Source organism: Psychrosphaera haliotis (assembly GCF_039523615.1).
GTDB classification, from domain to species: domain Bacteria; phylum Pseudomonadota; class Gammaproteobacteria; order Enterobacterales; family Alteromonadaceae; genus Psychrosphaera; species Psychrosphaera haliotis.
Window position 1 is genome coordinate 102,226 of the sequence record NZ_BAAAFQ010000011.1, and the last position, 17,226, is coordinate 119,451.

Below are 17,226 nucleotides of genomic sequence, written 5' to 3' on the forward strand. Positions count from 1 at the left end.
TATACCTCAGAATCTATACCTTGGTATCGATAAGTGTGCCAACAACTTCATCTGCTGTTTGAATCACTTTAATATTTGCTTTCGCTAAATGCTCATTTACCACTAAATTAACAGCTTCAGTAGTTAAACTGACCTGCGGGGCTTGTTGTACAGCCTCTGTCGCGCCTTCGGCCGCGGAATTAGCATCAAGATTTAGTTTGCTAATATTGTCTGCAGCTTGCGCTAAACCTCGTTCGGCGGTTTGATAACCATTTAAGCCCGACTGTATCGCACTTGGAATAGATTTTAGTTCCATGAACACCTCTGAATTAAACTTCTACTCGAAGTACAATTATTAACCACTTTAGGCATTTTTTAAAGTGATTATTTGCTATATAAAATCTGCTTTATAGACCTATTTCATTACAGAGTTTGTAACCACTTAATAAATTGTTCTTTTTTCGAAATAAATGGGGCATGTGATACGCCAGGCATTACCGTTATTTTTGCACCTGGTAACAAGTCTATAAGTTTTTGCTCAACACTATTTGGCACCAAAGAGTCTAGGCGACCTAAAAGAGCATTCACAGGCATAGTTAATGAGGAAAACTCTTCTCTCAAGTCAACATTTTGAAGCATTGTTAAACCAGCATCTAAAGCTTCAATTTTTGGGTCAGGCACAGAAAACACCCAATCCTGAATTAGTTTTAAATCTGCTCGCATCGACTCGCTACCTAACGCCTGTATCTTTAAAAAGCGCTTTACCGTGTCTTTATGATCAACCAGCAGTTGCTTTGAAAACATCGCCAATACATTCGGCTTTATACCAGGCCAGTCGCCTTCTTCCATAAACTTAGGTGTACTTGCAACTAAACCAACGCCTACCGTTAAATCTGGGTATTGCTGAGCAAATTTGATTGCCAACAAACCTCCTAAAGACCAACCAACAATATGACTTGGCTTTTTAACTACAGATTTTAACCAACCCGCAAGTTCGTCGATATCATAACGTTCAAGTGTTTCTGTGTTGTTGCCATAGCCGGGCATATCCACGACGGTCACTCTGCTTAATAGCTCAGGGCTAAGTGAATCTAATACACCGTTCCAAATTTGTTTATTCATTCCCCATCCATGGATCAGGATTATTGGCGCATCATTCATAAGTCACTTATACCTAAATTCTATTTAAAATTATCGGCCCAAAGGCGAACCGTTATTGATCAATTATTGACGAAGTTTACTTGGATTATTCCCTTCATTCAAAGTGTGGCCCCCTGTTGTTTATGTAATGAAAAAATAAAACAAACCCGAAGGTATCAGGTGCCAACTCTGTGCAGGGTTTGTTTTAATGATTTACGCTTTTTACCCAACGGATTGGACTTAACTCAAACTGAAATAATGGCTCAACTTGTTTGTGATAATGTTGATGGCATTGCCACCATTGGAGACTATAGCTGGCCTTTATCAATGTGGCTTAGCCAGCTTAAATTTTCGCAGGAGCTGCAAGCTAGTCGGTTAATTGGATACCTTTTAGCGCGCCAAGTTGAACAACAAAACTGGCCTGAAATCGATCTTGTATGTGCCCTTCCACTTCATCCGTTAAGGTGGGTTTCTCGCGGGTATAATCAGTCTGTGCTTATCATGTCTGCCTTTTTAAAGGAGATTGAAATTCCTGTATATACAGGTTTAGTTCGACATAAATATACTAGAGCACAGTCGGCTAGTAATAGAGAAAAACGCTTAACCAATATTGCCAATGCGTTTATTGCCATAGAGCCAATTTTAGATAAAAAAGTATTATTGATAGACGATGTTCTGACAACGGGCGCAAGCATAAAAGCCGCTACCCTTGCCTTAAAGAACGCAGGCGCCACAGACGTTTATATTGCCTGTGGCGCAACACGTTTGTTTATTTAATAACGAACCGCAGGGGCCATAAATAAACTATTCACAAATAAACGGTTTGAACCGTACATTATTGCTCTAAAGTTAGGGTTATCCGTCATTCCGATTACCACTCCTCGGCCCATTCTTTGCGCTACTAGTCCAGTCGCTCCGGCAATTTTTTCTACGTTGGTATTGTCGGCATAACCAGCCATTAAAGGCTTGTCGGTATAAGTTGCTACTGCGCTAAAAGGTACTTTTGGTGTTAACAATAAGTCTGTGCGGTTTTTAAATAGCGCAATAGTATTGTTTGTTAAACCAAAGGTCAGCGGGTGCGACAAATCAAGCTTTGCTTCAAAGAAAGCACCAGCTACACGTTGCTTACCGCCTAGCGCTTCTTTATCGCCAAACTTTAAATCGTCCGTATTAAAACGCTTATACATTTCGCTTTGAGCAATAGTGTCTACTTTTAAAAGCCCTTCTTTGGCCAACCATAGCGCAGCACGTTTTTGTCCCCAAACTGTACCGCCTTGCCTAGCAAACTCTTTTAAATCATCAGCTAACGATTCATCTTTTTTAGAGTAGCTGCCGTCTGTTAATACAACGTGCGTGTAATCCGATAGGTTTACATAACCTAAACTGCTTTTATTTATGATGGTCGGAGAAAAGCCAACATGACTATCTAGCATGTACCAAGCTTCGCCCACTTCATATAGGTTTGCACCCATGCCGCCCACCATTAGCACTTTTGGCAAGGTAACAGGCATCATTAGTCGGCTACCTAAATCAATGCCCGTAGATGTTAAGCCACTTTTGATTGTAGATACGCTAACAGGATATTTGGCCAACGCTTTGTTGACCTTGTTTTGCCAACCTTCTTGTTGCAAACCTGCATTAATTAACATTGTGCCTGCCGCAAATGCCTTCGCCTTTTGACCACTTGTTGTATTTGATTTGATGCTAGCAATGGTGTTTGCATTAAATGGTTTAAGCGCAGCTCTTACTTTAATTCCGTTATTTAATAGCTCATAAACAAGTGCTGGAGCGTTAAAGTCATGCCAATCGATAGCAATGCTATATGCTGAGTTCATATCAAGTTTGGCGGCTGTATTTTGCGGTAACTGCCAAGGTGTGTTTGACAGCTTTAACTTTCTTGCAGACTCTACTTTTTCAAATTGAATATTAAACGCGTACGCTAAATTCCAGCTCGATACATCGTAAAATGTATTGTCGTTAAACGATGTTTGAGTTGAGAATATTGATTGAATTAGTCTGACTTGTGGTTGATTTAAAGGCAGGTAAACAGAATTTGATGCAATTACCTTTTTACCGTTCACTTTAGTATCAGAGTTTAACGCGTAAGATTTAATATTATGTTTAGATAAAAGCGCTAACAGTTTATTAAGTCTTGTTTTGTCGTTTTTCTCAGTTAATAAATAACCATCAAAATCGGCTTTTTTTACTAAGCTTTTAACGCTCGATTTAAATTCGTCTTGAAAGCTTTTTAAGTCATCACTACTTTCCAGGCTGCCTTCTAACGTTGAAAACGAAGACATTACTTGATGTTTAATAGTAGTAGGGAAATCTAAATCACCGTTAATCGATTCTTGAATGTGACCGCGGCTAGAGGCTTGCTCAAACAAAATACCAATACTGCCGTGCAAATCAGGATACGTTGAACCTTTACCTGCATAAAAGTCGTCAAAAGCTTCTTCAGTAAAATAAAGTTTGTTTGCTTCATCAAAGGCTTTTGCATGATACGTGGCTAACTGTTTAGTCAGCGCTACGTTTTTATCTGGCGTTAATGGATTTTTTCGCGAAGGAATACCTGGCTGGAAAAAGAACGAGCTGTTTGTGCCCATTTCATGGTGATCCGTTAATACATGCGGACGCCATTGTTGATATTCAGCAATTCGCGCTTGCGACTCTGGATGTTGTAGCAATAACCAATCACGGTTTAAGTCAAACCAATACTGATTTACGCGACCACGAATCCAACCTTGATTATGTTCACGGTTATTTGGGTCTTTGTTAATGTTTTTACCTTTGTGCTGATTGGCCCAAAGCGCAAAACGACTCAAACCATCAGGATTTAGGCTTGGGTCAATAATAATCACCATTTCATCTAAGTACTGATTAACCATCGCGCTGTTTGAGGCCGCTAAATAATACGCCACCAACATTGAGGCATTGCTACCCGATGATTCATCACCGTGCACGCTGTAATTTAGGTTCACAATAAGCGGTGCTGACTTGCCATTTGAGTTGTTTTTCTTATTTTCATTAAAATACTCAGAGCGCTGCTTTTTAAGGTTTTCTAACGAACTAAAACGATTTGGATTAGTAATAGTGACATGCAACAACTCTCGTTGCTGATGTGAATAACCAATGGTTTTCACTTCTACTCGGTCACTGGCCGCGGCTAACGCTTTATAATAAGCCACCAGCTGGTCATGCCTTACGTGCCATTCACCCACTTGGTAACCCAATACAGATTCTGGGGTTGGGACTGCTTGATTGTAGTTTTCAGCAGGCAAATAAAACGATAATTCATTATGTAGCGGTGTTTTTGCAGCCGCTGTAAATGACAATGCTAAAAGCAGTAAAAAGGCTGTTTTTACTGTTGAGATAAGTTTATTCATGGTTATCAGTAGCCATCTTTTATTATTAATTAAGCTAAAGATAACAAGTAACTATATAAAACAACAAGTCTGACTAAAAGTTAGTCGTTGAATAACTGTAAACAGGGGTTTATTTGTTAAAAATTGCCCAAACATATAGATAACTAAAAGGCGTCAAGGTTGCAGTAAATAAGCGATAGACGTATCATTGCAAATAACCGAGTAAATTAGTCAGATATTATTATGATCAATATTTCAGAATCAGCGCAACAGCACTTTGTAAAGCTGTTGGACACGCAAGCACCAAACACTAGAATTAGAGTTTTTGTAGTAAACGCCGGTACTAGCAGTGCTGAATGTGGCGTATCTTACTGCCCAGAAGATTCACTAGAGCCAGAAGACAAAATCCTTTCTTATGAAGGTTTTGAAGCAGCTGTAGATGAAGAAAGTCAGCCGTATTTAGAAGACGCTGAGATTGATTTTGTTACCGATCAAATGGGTTCACAATTAACGCTTAAAGCGCCGAATGCAAAAGCACGTAAAGTATCATCAGATGCTCCGCTTAAAGCTAGAATTCAATACTTCATTGAGTCTGAAGTTAATCCAGGATTAGCGAGCCACGGTGGTCACGTAAACTTAGTTGAATTGACGGAAGACGGTATCGTTGTTCTTCAATTTGGCGGCGGTTGTAACGGCTGCTCTATGGTAGATGTGACACTAAAAGATGGTATTGAAACTCAAATGCTACAACAGTTTGAAGGCGAAGTGACTGGCGTTAAAGACGTCACTGAACACCAAGCTGGTGAGCACTCTTACTACTAAGTTTGATTGTTGAGCATGGCAAAGCCAGATAAATTACAGCGGACATTAGTGCGATGGGGCGAAAACCCAAAGCGCAGTGTTCGCTTTTTTATTCTTGGACTTTGTCTTTTTGTATTGGGTGTTGTAGGTCTTTACTTAGGTGCAAACGTTTGGATTTGGTGGCAAATCCCCGCTGTTGCGATAATGTTTGCTGGTGTTCTGGTCACACTTAAAGGCTACCTAGGTATTGTTGCCAATCGATTGGCGTTCTTTCGTCATCAGGCACAATTAAACAAAGAAAAATTTAAGCATTTAGAATAACCCTGATCCTTTAAGAACTTCTTAATCATGTTTTAATCAATTGCTTATCGCTCCTTAACTAACTCTAACGTTCTCGTCCTACGGCTAACTCAATTTTATCTCAGACTTAAATTTCAATCGTAAGATAAACCACTGCGACAAGCCCCTTGCCAACATGAATATTGTAAATGCAGCCCATAAAATATGATTATTGAAGGTGCAGTTGAAGGTGTAGTTGAAGGCATTGCTTAACGAATCAGTTAACGCGTTTGACAGTAAAATAATAGAAAAGAAACACAAAGCGGCGACAATCATACTGTTCCTCATGCTTTTATCCCAACCTAAGCCAACAAATATCCCATCAAATATAAAGCTTAAAAAACAACTTAATGGCAGTAGATAAATCCAAATATAGTAATCAGTAATTCCGCTCTTCAGTGACTCAATATCCGTTAAAAGCCAAACAATGGCATCAACTGTTAATACATAAAATGCAGCATAACAGAGTGCGAAGGCTAGCCCCATTTTGATCCCTTGAGTAATATACAATCGAAGTCTACGTTGCTTTTTTTGACCTACACAATTGCCCACTAATGACTCTAACGCAAAGGCAACGCCATCCAATGAAAAAGAGATAAACAAGAAAAACTGCATAATTAAAGAATTAATAGCCACCGTTTGACTGCCAAACTGCGTCGCGTAAATAGTCATGAAAGACAAACAAAGTTGCAGTACAGCGCTTCGTATAAACAAATTGCCGTTCATTCTTAGTAACGCTATCCAGCCTGTCAATACTGACTGTAAAGACACCGCTACCTTCTTTAACTCTGGTCGAATTAAGTAAATCATCATGCCAAACTGAACAATTTCAGCAAGCACTGAGGCAAACGCAACGCCAGCAACTCCAAAAGACAAAACAGGCACAAACAAAATATCAGCAAATAAATTCACTACATTGCAAACGATTAAGGCTCTAAGCACCCATTTGGTTTTACCCGAGCCAATCAAAAAGCCAGACAAGGCCATATTCGCCAATACAAAAGGGGCGGCCCAAATACGGATATCAAAATAGGTTTTTGCCGATGCATAGGTAGCCTGCATGGCAAGGTCATCGCTAGATACAAAAGTTAAAAGAGAGAAGAGTGGTGACTGAAATAGCAGAATAAAGCTCGCTAAGATTACGCTTAAAAGCAACCCTTGATACAAGTGCAATATTGCTGAAGCTGCCGATTTTTCACCTCTAGCTTTAGCCACTAGACCTGTTGTAGACATTCTTAGGAAGCCTAACAACCAAAATATAACCGAAATAAACAAACCAGCTAACGCTGTACCAGCAAGAAATTGGCTATCGGGCAAATGCCCAATAACGGCAGTATCAACAAATCCCAACATAGGAATGCTAATATTTGCTAGAATCATAGGCCAGGCTAAATGCCAAATTTTTAAATTGATGCGGGTACCTGACCACGCAGAGGACTGAAATAGAGATAACATATGATTAGATTATTACTTAAGCCTATTAGTGTTTTATTGATGTTAACGACGATGACTACCTTGTTATGGCATCAATCTGTTTCCGCCGCAACGGTTGTACTTTACCACCATGTTAGTGAAACTACCCCAAAATCTACTAGTGTCTCTCCACAACAATTTGCTGAGCACTTAGCCATGATTGAAGAACTAGGCCTAGAAGTTGTGCCATTAACTCAAATTGTGGATGCCATAAAGGCCAATAAGCCGGTTAACCCAAATTGGATTGCAATTACCTTTGATGATGGCTTTAGAAATGTTTATGACATGGCCTTCCCTATGCTCAAAGAAAAAAACTGGCCTTTTACTGTGTTTGTAAATCCGCTAATGGTCAAGCCAAGCAAACTATATATGGATTGGTCACAGCTTAAAACCTTAACGGAACATGGTGGTGACATAATGAATCACACCTTGGAGCATGAAAACTTAGTGCAAGGTGGACTTACCAACAAACAAATTGAAACCAATATATTAGTCGCAGAAGAAATGATTAAAGAGCAGTTAGGACAAAATCACAAAATGGTCGCTTATCCGTTTGGTGAATATTCTGACAATATTAAAGCCACCCTGGGCAAAAATGGGTTTGTGGGTTTTGCCCAACACTCGGGTGCTATTAATGAAACTAGCGACCTTTTAGCTTTGACTCGTTTTCCTGCTAATGGCATTTATGCCAATCCAAAAACACTAAAAAACAAAATTAAAAGCTTAGCGTTTGATTTTGAGAACCAGTCTCCAACAGAAACTTTAGTCCGCAACATTGAAAAAATAGATTCTGAGAAGGGACCTCTATGGAGAGTTAAGCTTAAAGGTAAAGATTTCTACCAAAGTCAGTTAGCCTGTTTTATCACAGGTCAATCAGGTCCTGTAAAACCAACTTGGATTTCCGATTTCGAATTTGAAATTGCAGCGCCTAAATCTCTTCAAACAGGACGTGTCAAATACAACTGTACGGCCCCATCTATTAAAAATAGTGGCCGCTTTTATTGGACCAGTAAGCTTTGGATTACATTGCCTGATGACTTATCAAGTGAGTTAAATGAGGAAAGTGAATAATCTCTAAACATATGACATTCACTTAAAACTATATTTGTTTAAAGCTATATCGAACGGGTCGCTAACTCCATTAGGCGTTTAGCGATCTTATCCAATGGTAACTCCTCATTCCCTGCACCTAACTCTTTTGCCGCTCTAGGCATGCCGTAAACCACACTGGAGTTCTCATCTTGAGTAATGGTATATGCACCTGACTCTTTGAGCCTTAACAAACCCTTAGCGCCGTCAGCGCCCATTCCCGTTAAAATCACTCCCGAGCTATATTTGCCCATGTACTTTGCGATGGAATCAAATAACACATCGACTGCAGGTTTGTGTCTATTTACAGGCTCAGAGTCATCAAGCTGACATAACAACTTGCTGCCCCTTTTTAATACCGTTAAATGCTTGTCACCTGGCGCAATATAGATATGTCCAGGTTCAATGACCTGACCATGACTTGCTTCATGCACCGTCATTTTACAAACTTTATTTAATCGCTCTGCGTACGTTTTACTAAACACGGGAGGGATATGTTGGGTCACAACAATTGGACAGAAATTCGCTGGTAAGTTAATAACCACTTCTTTTATTGCTTCTGTTCCACCTGTAGACGCACCAATGGCAATTAAGTGGTTCTTTTTAAAATCACCAGTCGCTGTTGGGACTGCATCACTTTGTTGCGCTCTCTTTCTTGAGCGAATGATTTGACTTAGTCGAGCGCCGGCTGCCGCTCTAATTTTGTCGACTAGTACGTCGGCATACTTACCAAGACTTTCTTTAACATCAACTTTGGGCTTTTCTAAAAAATCCACAGCACCTATCGACAATGCTTCTAACGTTATTGGTGCACCTTCTGCTGTAAGTGTTGACAACATTACAACGGGCATTGGTCTTAATCGCATTAAGTTTTTAAGAAAAGTGATGCCATCCATTTTTGGCATTTCTATATCAAGCGTTAAAACGTCTGGGTTTAAAGACTTGATGAGATCTCTAGCTTCTAGCGGATCTTCAGCTTCACCTACCACCTGCATATCTGGTGCGGCGCTTATTATTTCATTTAGAATCATCCTAATCAGCTTGGAGTCATCTACTATTAAAACCTTAATCATTGATTTACCTTTTAGAACAATTCTATATCCGACGTCTCATGCTCTGGTTTTTCTATTTTCGAGCGGTATTTAACTTCACGAAGTTTAATCGTATCGTTATGCATACTTTGTAAACGTTTAACCAATCCCTTTCCTTCTTGAGGATAAAAAAGCACCTTTCGTGGCCAAGGTCCACCCATATCGGAAGCAACTAACGGCAACTCTTCTTTTAGAATAAACTCCTTAGCAAAGGCAATATTCTGTTCCCCTATCGGCGTTTGCATCTCTTTAATAATATTGCCACCACCGAACAGTTTCACTTTCATTCTATTGCGATGACCACCATGTTTTATAATTTCATTTATCAAACATTCCATCGCCCAGATCCCATACCGACAACTGTAGCTATCGTGAAACTCCCACATTTCTTGACCATGATTATTCCCCTTTAATGGCAGCATAAAGTGGTTCATTCCGCCTAGGCCTGCGTATTCGTCCCAAATACAGGCTGAAATGCATGATCCTAATACCGTTGCGATGGCTTCTTTTTCTTTTGTTACGTAAAACTCGCCCGGTAAAATTTTTGCGACTACGATATTCCGACCATTGTCCACATAACGTTTTATGTGTTCAAAACCCGGCAGTGTCGCTTTGAACTGCGTTGCACTCATTGCGCTATCTTCTGATAAACGTTTTGCCCTAACCCTTTAAACTGAAGATTTTCCCTTCCCATTGACTCAGAATGTCCCAAAATTAAGTACCCGCCCGGAGCCAGTAAGTTTGCATAACGGTTAAACAGCTTTACCTTGGTTTCATGATCAAAATAAATAATCACGTTTCGACAAAATATAACGTCAAATGGCCCTTTTATTGGCCACTCTTTTAATAGATTAAGTTGTTTAAAACTGATGTTTTGTTTGAGATAAGGCTTGGCCTTATAACGCTTTGCACTGCCATCTTTAAGGAAGTATTTTTTTAGTTGAGCATCACTCAATCCTGATACTTGACCACCTTCATATATAGCTTCTCTGCCAGACTCTAAAACATTGGTATCAAGGTCTGTTGCCAAAATTTTGAAGTCCCAGTTTGAAGGGATAAGCTTGTCTAAGCATATTGCAATTGAGTAAGGCTCCATTCCAAGTGAACAGCCTGCCGACCATATTCGCACGCGATGATCACTTTTATGCCGACTGAGTATCTCAGGTACCGCTGTTTTCTTCAAAAAATCGAAGTGATGTGTTTCTCTAAAAAACGACGTTAAGTTTGTGGTAATTGCATTTATAAACTCACCAAATTCTACTGACTCGTTATTGTTTAAATACGAGATATACTCAGAGAACGAAGATAATCCAAGCTTCCTCAGTCGTCTTGAAATGCGCGCGTATACCATGTCTTTTTTTTGCTCAGATAAAACAATGCCACAGGCTTCATAAACTCTTTCACTTATGAAGCTGTAGTCCTTGTTTGTCATTAGAAACTCTTTGTTATCCAATCACCTACTCCTTGCTGTTACCCGTATTCCAAGCAAATTTGGTTAAACTAAAACTCCTGCCATTCTTCATCGTCACTAGGCTGCGACGAAACCGGAGACTTAATTTCCGCTCGTGTTGGCTGCGCAATCGCCTTACGGCTATTACTTTGGGACAATCGAGGCGCGGCGTTTAATTGTGACTCAGACATTTTGAAGAAGGTTAAGAGCTCTCTCATAGAACGAGCTTGCTCCGACATTGACTCTCCAGCTGCTGATGCCTGCTCAACGAGTGCCGCATTTTGTTGCGTCATCTCATCCATTTGGGAAACGGCTTTATTAACTTGCTCTATGCCAGATGTTTGCTCGATAGATGCAACGCTAATATCACCAATAGTGTCGTTCACCTTTCTAACGGCTTTAACAATTTCTTGAAGCATCTCACCCGATTGATTTACCAATGAGGTACCATCTTCAACTTTTGAAACAGAATCTCTAATTAAATCTTTTATCTCTTTTGCTGCAGCTGCAGAACGTTGAGCGAGGTTTCTTACTTCACCGGCAACAACCGCAAAACCTCGGCCTTGTTCGCCAGCTCGCGCGGCTTCAACAGCAGCATTTAACGCTAATAAGTTTGTCTGGAACGCAATTTCATCAATGACGCCAATGATGTCAGCAATCTTCTTACTAGCCTCATTAATTTCCGCCATACTTTCTACAGCTCGACCTACAACAGAACCGCCAGATTCAGCTTTGCTCGCCGCTTCTTCAGCTAAGTCATTGGCCATTTGTGCATTATCAGCGTTTTGCCTAACTGTTGCCGTCATCTCTTCCATACTAGATGCCGTTTCCTCAAGCGAAGATGCTTGCTCTTCAGTTCTTTGGCTTAAATCGGCATTACCCTGTGCAATTTCTTCAGCTCCAGAGCTCACTGTTGTGGCGGAACGATCAATTTGCCCAATAACTTCTGTTAACTTATCAACAGTAGCGTTGGCATCGCGTTTTAGCTTATCGAACATGCCTTGATATTCTGTATCGATACGACGAGTTAAATTACCATGAGCCAAGGCATCAAAAATATTCACGGTATCTTGAATCACACCTTCGGCTATACCAACTACTTGGTTTAAGCCCATCGACAGCTCTTTGAAAAAGCCTTCTTTGTCATCTTCTGCAATTCTTATCGTTAGATCACCGTTAGTGGCAGCATCTATAACTTTTGCAATTTCGTTTTGAATAGTCATTTCATTGGTTTTATCAACCCACTCTACAATCGTTCCAAGTCGATTGCCGTTTGAGTCGACCCAAGGGGAAGCAAATAATTCAAACGTTAATTTCCCAACTCTTATATTTGTTTGATAGGGTTCTGAAAGTTTTTTTAGCATATTGCGTTGATGAGAAGCATCTTTATGGAAGTCATCAACACAGGTGCCAATAAGCTTATCGGCATTAAAGTTTGGTAGCGTTTTTGTGATTTCTCTTTCTCGTTTACGGAACATTTTTGTCACTTCATTGTTCATATAAACAATTTCTAATTCATTATTAGCAATCATGACGTTTGCCTGACAAAGCGTTAGTGCCTGTGCCAAATTACCAGCTTGTCGAGCCTCTTCTTCCATCTCTTTTTGCTCGGTAATATCAGTTGCAAACTTAACCACTTTAATTGGGTTACCGTCTAAGTCCTCAATAGGATTATAACTTGCTTGAATCCATATGGTTTTGCCTCCTTTACCAAGCCTTTTGTACTCGCCAGAATCAAATTCACCACGATTCAATTTAGCCCAAAACTCTTTGTATTCGCTAGTCTCAGCTATTCCATCCGGTGCAAACATACTATGATGGCGCCCTTTAACTTCCTCTAGTGAATATCCCATTGTGGATAAAAAGTTAGCGTTGGCAGTTATAATTGTACCGTCCATTTCAAATTCAATGACCGCTTGAGACTTGTTAATAGCGTTTAACTGACCGTTTGATTCAGACGCTTTTTTCTTTTGCTCTGTTATGTCAGATGCGTATTTAACAACCTTAAAAACCTTATTTTCACTGTCCATTATTGGGTTGTACGTGGCTCTAATCCAAATGTCTTCACCGCTTTTGGTTACTCGTTTAAATTCGTCAGATTTAAACTCACCTCGAGCTAAGTCTTGCCAGAATTTTCGATATTCATCACTGGCTACGTCACGTCGATCTACAAATATGCTGTGATGTTGACCTTGGATTTCTTCTAATCTATATCCAAGTACATTTAAAAAATTATTATTGGCCGTTTTAATCGTGCCATCTGGATAAAACTCAATAACAGCTTGAGACTTGTCTAGTGCATCTAGAACAAGTCGTTCAGTGGAATCAGAAGAACCCAATAAATTTTTTAAAAAACCCATACCATCACCTGCCTTGTTATATTAATAACACTTTTTCTAGATCTAAAAGGACTACCATTTTGTCGCCTACATTTATGAGGCCTTCAATATAGTTTTTTGTTTCAGAGTCACCAATGTCTGGTGCCTTTTTGGCTTTTTGTTTTTCGATGTTGTAAACATCAGAAACTGCATCAACAACTATGCCCATTATTTTCGTTTTTTTGTCTATCATCACTTTCACAATAATGATGACCGTCAACTCGTTGTAATCAAATTTACTGAGATTAAAGCGAATACGTAGATCCACCACTGGAACAACGGTTCCTCGCAAATTAATCACACCTTTTACGTATTCTTCTGAGTTAGGAATGCTCGTCATTGATTCCCAACCTCTAATTTCCTGCACCGATAAGATCTCAATACCGTACTCTTCATCGTCCATCATGAACGTCAAATACTGAACCAGATCGACGTTGTCGTTGTTATCAAGCTGACTTGTTGATAGAACTTCATTCATGCTACACCGCTTCCGATAGTGGTTTGTCGAAATCTAAACCTACATGGCCAGCTCGTTTTAAACCTGCCATTTTAACTACACTGGATATGTCGATAATGAGCGATACGCTGCCACTACCTAAAATAGTTGCGCCCGAAATACCGTCTACCTTCTTATAGTTCTCTTCCAAGCTTTTGATTACAAACTGCTGCTGAGCCAGTAACTCATCAACTAACAGGCCGACCTTTTCGTTGTCACTTTCCACTACAACTAAAAGCCCACCTTGAAGTTTTTGACAAGCTTCTGGGTGGTTGAATAGCTGATGCATTCTTAAAATAGGGATGTAGTCATCACGTAATCGCAATACATCCATACCACCGCCTACAGAATTTACTTTTGACATATCTATTTGTAATGACTCAACAATAGAAACTAACGGAATGATATAAATATGGTTGCCAACCTTAACCAACTGACCATCTAATATGGCTAATGTTAAAGGTAGTCTAATTGTAAATGTGGACCCATTATTGGGTTCAGAGACGACTTCCACTGTGCCATTTAACGCATTGATATTCCGCTTAACCACATCCATGCCTACTCCGCGACCAGATATGTCACTAACTTCATCAGCAGTAGAAAACCCAGGTTTGAAAATGAGTTCGTTGATTTCTTGATTACTTAACACGGACTCTTCTGTAATTAGCCCGTTCTCTATTGCTTTTGACCTTATCTTTTCTGTATTAAGGCCACGTCCGTCGTCTATTATTTCGATAATAATATTACCGCCTTGGTGGTAGGCATTAAGAATCACTTTACCCGCTTCACTTTTTCCTGCGGCTAAACGTTCTGGCGTGGTTTCTAAACCATGGTCTAACGAGTTTCTAATCAAATGCACCATAGGGTCAGATATTTTTTCCATCACTGTTTTATCCAACTCAGTGCCCTCACCCTTCAGAACTAAATCAACTTTTTTGTCTAATTTTTGAGAGATATCTCGTACTAGTCTAGGAAATCTAGAAAAAACAAAACTAATGGGTAACATCCTAATGCGCATAACATTTTCTTGTAAGTCACGGGTGTTGTGAGCCAATTGCGCAAGCCCTTCTCTAAGCGCTAGTAATTTTGCGTGATCAATCTGCTCATCTTCACCTAGCTCATTCAACATCGCTTGCGTGATTACTAGTTCGCCTACCATGTTTATAAGTGAGTCAACTTTATCTGTGCCTACTCGTATTGAGCTTGATTCTTGTTTTGTTGGTTCTTTTTTATTGTCTGTTGGCGCTTTTTGTACTGGTCTAAATTCTGCTTCCACCGTATCACTCGTTGCAGAGTCTTTCGGCTTTGAATTATCTGGTGATAGAGACTCTGGAGTTGTTGCTGGACTCGCTGAAGTGGAACCTGCTGAAGCCGGTGATTCTGGTGATTCAGTTAATGAAGACTCAGGTTTAGAAGCTTCAACCTCGTCAAGTTCACTCTCCACTTCGATTTCATCTTCAAACTGGGCAACTAATTTAATTTCTATTTCAGCGTCGTCTTCAACCCACTCAAATACACTTTTTACGGTTTCTTCTTCACTAGTGGTATCTAAATTTATTGTCCAGCCTAAGTAACAATCATCAGCAACTAAGTTATCAAGCTCAGGAATGCCTTTAATATTTGCTTCTACCGATAGCTCTCCATGCTCCGCTAGATCTTCAAAAATAAATAGAGGTTCATTTCCCGTCTTAAATACATGAGACTCAGGGTTAAACTTAATTTCAAAGAAGTTAGTGATTTGTGTTTTTGTTTGTTTACTTGCTAGGCCATTGGATTCAGGTTGCGTAGCTACCGCGTTACTATTGCTTGTATTGCTAACATCTGCGGTGTTCTTCTGTTCCAAAATAGCTTCAAATTGAACACGAAGCGTATTCGCTTCTTGTGACTCTTGTTCGTCATTATTTTGAATCGACCTAAGCATATTCCTAAGGCAATCAATACTTTTGAGCATTAGGTCTACATGATTTGCAGCTAATTCACGCTCACCGTTTCTAATTTCATCTAGTAATGTTTCTATTACGTGAGTGAAATTGGCAATCGCATTAAAACCAAAGGTACCACTGCCACCTTTAATAGAATGGGCAGCTCTAAAGATGTTATTGATAATTTCACTGTCTACGTCACCCGGGGACAAATTAAGTAACTCGGATTCCATAGTTTCAAGGCCTTCAAAACTTTCATCGATGAAGACTTCGTAAAATTGTGAGAGATCAATACTCATAGCAACCCCATTTTAAAAATGTGCAGAATTAACGAGCGACTTTTTTAATGACGGTTAACAACTGCTCTGGATTAAACGGTTTAACTATCCAACCGGTTGCCCCCGCCGCTTTGCCTTCACCTTTTTTGTTGGTGCCAGACTCCGTGGTGAGCATCAATATGGGTGTGAATTTAAATTGCGGTAGTGTTCTTAAGTTCCTAACGAGCTCAATGCCATCCATATTAGGCATGTTTACGTCTGATATGATCACATCAAATTCAGCGTCTCTAGCTACGTCTAGTGCTTCTTGACCATCTTTAGCTTCGGTTACATCATAACCTGCGTTTTTTAGAGTGAAGCCAACCATCTGCCTCATAGAAGCAGAATCATCAACGGCCAGAATCTTTTTCATAAAGTCACCTTTTATGTTCAAACTTGAATTTAATTAGGTAATTTTAGAAACTCTTTAATACCGATTTGATTTGCAATGTTTGATAAGGATTCACTTTCACCTTGCCAAGTTATTGCACTATCGGTTAACGAGAGGGACTTTTGCAGTGAACACAATACTTGAAGCGAAGCGGTGTCAGCGTCACTAACTTCACTAATGTCTATACAGACTTCTTGTTCTGAAGACAGCAGTTCAATTAGAGATTTACTGAGCGCTTCAGCTTCACTAATGTGTAATTTTGATGCAAGTTTCATCGGCTCTGTGGAGTTCTATAAAAATCATTTAACTTTAGCGTAGTCTGAAAAATCTATATTTCCAGATATTTACCGTTATTACCGATTTTTATTCCACAGTTATAATTTTAAAGTCTGACAATAGAACTTCAGGATTAATGGAAGGTATTTCGCCAAGTTCTACATAGGGTTTAAACATAGCGTGAATTTGTCCCTGCGGGTTAATGAGAACAACCGAGGCGCTGTGATCAACAAAGTAACCTTCTGAAACTTCTTCAGGAGGAATGGAGTACATAAGGCCGAGGTTTCGAACAAATGGATATAAGGATTTATGTTCCGCTCGAAGGCCTAATATTGATTCGTGAAAATAATTTGTATACTGCTGAATATTATCAACTTTGTCTCTTTTTGGATCCACCGACAAAAACAGTACTTGAGTGTTTTCTTGAACCTGAGTTAAGTCTGGAATTAGACGGCTCAACTTCATCATCGTTGTAGGGCAAATATCTGGGCACGACAAATATCCCAAAAACAGTACGCTCCACTGCCCCATCATATTGCTTTTGGAAAAGCGCTCACCATTCTGATCGATTAATTCAAACTCTTTAAGTTCCCTTGGTTGTGTATACAAGTGTGTATTTTTCGAAACCGATTCATCTTTATCCAACGACGAGTAAATACCCACAGCAAATGCTACGCAGGCCAATATTGAAACGATAAGAGTTTGAGTTTTTGTCATAA

At 39.6% G+C, this 17,226-nt stretch carries 17 protein-coding genes; 4 read left to right on the plus strand and 13 right to left on the minus strand.

From position 1 onward, the window contains the following. Window positions 1-13: 13 nt before the first annotated feature. Window positions 14-295 carry a hypothetical protein gene (locus ABD009_RS13510; protein ID WP_343826273.1) on the minus strand — a complete coding sequence of 94 codons (282 nt, stop codon included), beginning with the start codon at window positions 293-295 and terminating at the stop codon, window positions 14-16. 107 nt (window positions 296-402) lie between these two features. Then, window positions 403-1,140, minus strand: a complete 738-nt coding sequence (gene bioH / locus ABD009_RS13515) for a pimeloyl-ACP methyl ester esterase BioH (protein ID WP_343826274.1) — start codon at window positions 1,138-1,140, stop codon at window positions 403-405. A gap of 237 nt (window positions 1,141-1,377) precedes the next feature. Between bioH and ABD009_RS13520 the strand changes: the two genes are divergently transcribed. Next, a complete protein-coding gene (locus ABD009_RS13520; protein ID WP_196492531.1) occupies window positions 1,378-1,896 on the plus strand; it encodes a ComF family protein in 519 nt (172 codons plus the stop codon). Here the strand turns inward: ABD009_RS13520 and ABD009_RS13525 are convergent. Beyond that, window positions 1,893-4,505 (minus strand): M14 metallopeptidase family protein, encoded by a 2,613-nt coding sequence (locus ABD009_RS13525; RefSeq protein ID WP_343826277.1) that lies wholly within the window; start codon window positions 4,503-4,505, stop codon window positions 1,893-1,895. The genes ABD009_RS13520 and ABD009_RS13525 overlap by 4 nt on opposite strands. A gap of 222 nt (window positions 4,506-4,727) precedes the next feature. On the opposite strand from ABD009_RS13525, the gene nfuA reads away from it, so the two are divergent. Beyond that, window positions 4,728-5,306 carry a Fe-S biogenesis protein NfuA gene (gene nfuA, locus ABD009_RS13530; RefSeq protein ID WP_343826279.1) on the plus strand — a complete coding sequence of 193 codons (579 nt, stop codon included), beginning with the start codon at window positions 4,728-4,730 and terminating at the stop codon, window positions 5,304-5,306. A 15-nt stretch (window positions 5,307-5,321) separates the two neighbouring features. Continuing rightward, window positions 5,322-5,606: a hypothetical protein gene (locus ABD009_RS13535; RefSeq protein WP_343826281.1), complete on the plus strand. Its 285-nt coding sequence runs from the start codon at window positions 5,322-5,324 to the stop codon at window positions 5,604-5,606. Between the two features lie 84 nt (window positions 5,607-5,690). Here ABD009_RS13535 and ABD009_RS13540 read toward each other — a convergent pair whose 3' ends face one another. Beyond that, window positions 5,691-7,079, minus strand: coding sequence for an MATE family efflux transporter (locus tag ABD009_RS13540; RefSeq protein WP_343826284.1), 1,389 nt, complete (start codon window positions 7,077-7,079; stop codon window positions 5,691-5,693). Between ABD009_RS13540 and ABD009_RS13545 the strand changes: the two genes are divergently transcribed. Further along, entirely contained in the window at window positions 7,080-8,168 is a 1,089-nt protein-coding gene (locus tag ABD009_RS13545) for a polysaccharide deacetylase family protein (protein WP_343826286.1), read from the plus strand. Between the two features lie 44 nt (window positions 8,169-8,212). On the opposite strand, the gene ABD009_RS13550 is transcribed toward ABD009_RS13545, so the two are convergent. The 9 genes from ABD009_RS13550 to ABD009_RS13590 form a co-directional block, all read right to left on the minus strand. Continuing rightward, window positions 8,213-9,259, minus strand: coding sequence for a protein-glutamate methylesterase/protein-glutamine glutaminase (locus ABD009_RS13550; RefSeq protein ID WP_343826288.1), 1,047 nt, complete (start codon window positions 9,257-9,259; stop codon window positions 8,213-8,215). Between the two features lie 11 nt (window positions 9,260-9,270). Continuing rightward, a complete protein-coding gene (gene cheD, locus ABD009_RS13555) occupies window positions 9,271-9,909 on the minus strand; it encodes a chemoreceptor glutamine deamidase CheD (RefSeq protein WP_343826290.1) in 639 nt (212 codons plus the stop codon). Continuing rightward, complete coding sequence (locus ABD009_RS13560) at window positions 9,906-10,709, minus strand: CheR family methyltransferase (protein ID WP_343826292.1); 804 nt, start codon at window positions 10,707-10,709, stop codon at window positions 9,906-9,908. Before ABD009_RS13560 ends, cheD begins: the two co-directional genes overlap by 4 nt. 68 nt (window positions 10,710-10,777) lie before the next feature. After that, window positions 10,778-13,087 carry a methyl-accepting chemotaxis protein gene (locus ABD009_RS13565; protein WP_343826294.1) on the minus strand — a complete coding sequence of 770 codons (2,310 nt, stop codon included), beginning with the start codon at window positions 13,085-13,087 and terminating at the stop codon, window positions 10,778-10,780. A gap of 16 nt (window positions 13,088-13,103) precedes the next feature. Then, window positions 13,104-13,583, minus strand: a complete 480-nt coding sequence (locus ABD009_RS13570) for a chemotaxis protein CheW (RefSeq protein ID WP_343826296.1) — start codon at window positions 13,581-13,583, stop codon at window positions 13,104-13,106. A gap of 1 nt (window position 13,584) precedes the next feature. Next, window positions 13,585-15,822 (minus strand): chemotaxis protein CheA, encoded by a 2,238-nt coding sequence (locus ABD009_RS13575; RefSeq protein ID WP_343826298.1) that lies wholly within the window; start codon window positions 15,820-15,822, stop codon window positions 13,585-13,587. A 28-nt stretch (window positions 15,823-15,850) separates the two neighbouring features. Further along, window positions 15,851-16,213 carry a response regulator gene (locus tag ABD009_RS13580; RefSeq protein WP_155696773.1) on the minus strand — a complete coding sequence of 121 codons (363 nt, stop codon included), beginning with the start codon at window positions 16,211-16,213 and terminating at the stop codon, window positions 15,851-15,853. Between the two features lie 29 nt (window positions 16,214-16,242). Then, the gene (locus ABD009_RS13585) at window positions 16,243-16,506 is read right to left on the minus strand and encodes an STAS domain-containing protein (RefSeq protein WP_343826300.1); all 264 of its coding nucleotides are present in this window, start codon (window positions 16,504-16,506) and stop codon (window positions 16,243-16,245) included. An 88-nt stretch (window positions 16,507-16,594) separates the two neighbouring features. Beyond that, the gene (locus ABD009_RS13590) at window positions 16,595-17,224 is read right to left on the minus strand and encodes an SCO family protein (protein ID WP_343826302.1); all 630 of its coding nucleotides are present in this window, start codon (window positions 17,222-17,224) and stop codon (window positions 16,595-16,597) included. Between the last annotated feature and the right edge of the window lie 2 nt (window positions 17,225-17,226).

Bases quoted from the DNA above. Each gene is read 5' to 3' on its own strand.
- ABD009_RS13510 (WP_343826273.1), bottom strand. From the start codon at position 295: ATGGAACTAAAATCTATTCCAAGTGCGATACAGTCGGGCTTAAATGGT.
- bioH (WP_343826274.1), bottom strand. From the start codon at position 1,140: ATGAATGATGCGCCAATAATCCTGATCCATGGATGGGGAATGAATAAA.
- ABD009_RS13520 (WP_196492531.1), top strand. From the start codon at position 1,378: ATGGCTCAACTTGTTTGTGATAATGTTGATGGCATTGCCACCATTGGA.
- ABD009_RS13525 (WP_343826277.1), bottom strand. From the start codon at position 4,505: ATGAATAAACTTATCTCAACAGTAAAAACAGCCTTTTTACTGCTTTTA.
- nfuA (WP_343826279.1), top strand. From the start codon at position 4,728: ATGATCAATATTTCAGAATCAGCGCAACAGCACTTTGTAAAGCTGTTG.
- ABD009_RS13535 (WP_343826281.1), top strand. From the start codon at position 5,322: ATGGCAAAGCCAGATAAATTACAGCGGACATTAGTGCGATGGGGCGAA.
- ABD009_RS13540 (WP_343826284.1), bottom strand. From the start codon at position 7,079: ATGTTATCTCTATTTCAGTCCTCTGCGTGGTCAGGTACCCGCATCAAT.
- ABD009_RS13545 (WP_343826286.1), top strand. From the start codon at position 7,080: ATGATTAGATTATTACTTAAGCCTATTAGTGTTTTATTGATGTTAACG.
- ABD009_RS13550 (WP_343826288.1), bottom strand. From the start codon at position 9,259: ATGATTAAGGTTTTAATAGTAGATGACTCCAAGCTGATTAGGATGATT.
- cheD (WP_343826290.1), bottom strand. From the start codon at position 9,909: ATGAGTGCAACGCAGTTCAAAGCGACACTGCCGGGTTTTGAACACATA.
- ABD009_RS13560 (WP_343826292.1), bottom strand. From the start codon at position 10,709: ATGACAAACAAGGACTACAGCTTCATAAGTGAAAGAGTTTATGAAGCC.
- ABD009_RS13565 (WP_343826294.1), bottom strand. From the start codon at position 13,087: ATGGGTTTTTTAAAAAATTTATTGGGTTCTTCTGATTCCACTGAACGA.
- ABD009_RS13570 (WP_343826296.1), bottom strand. From the start codon at position 13,583: ATGAATGAAGTTCTATCAACAAGTCAGCTTGATAACAACGACAACGTC.
- ABD009_RS13575 (WP_343826298.1), bottom strand. From the start codon at position 15,822: ATGAGTATTGATCTCTCACAATTTTACGAAGTCTTCATCGATGAAAGT.
- ABD009_RS13580 (WP_155696773.1), bottom strand. From the start codon at position 16,213: ATGAAAAAGATTCTGGCCGTTGATGATTCTGCTTCTATGAGGCAGATG.
- ABD009_RS13585 (WP_343826300.1), bottom strand. From the start codon at position 16,506: ATGAAACTTGCATCAAAATTACACATTAGTGAAGCTGAAGCGCTCAGT.
- ABD009_RS13590 (WP_343826302.1), bottom strand. From the start codon at position 17,224: ATGACAAAAACTCAAACTCTTATCGTTTCAATATTGGCCTGCGTAGCA.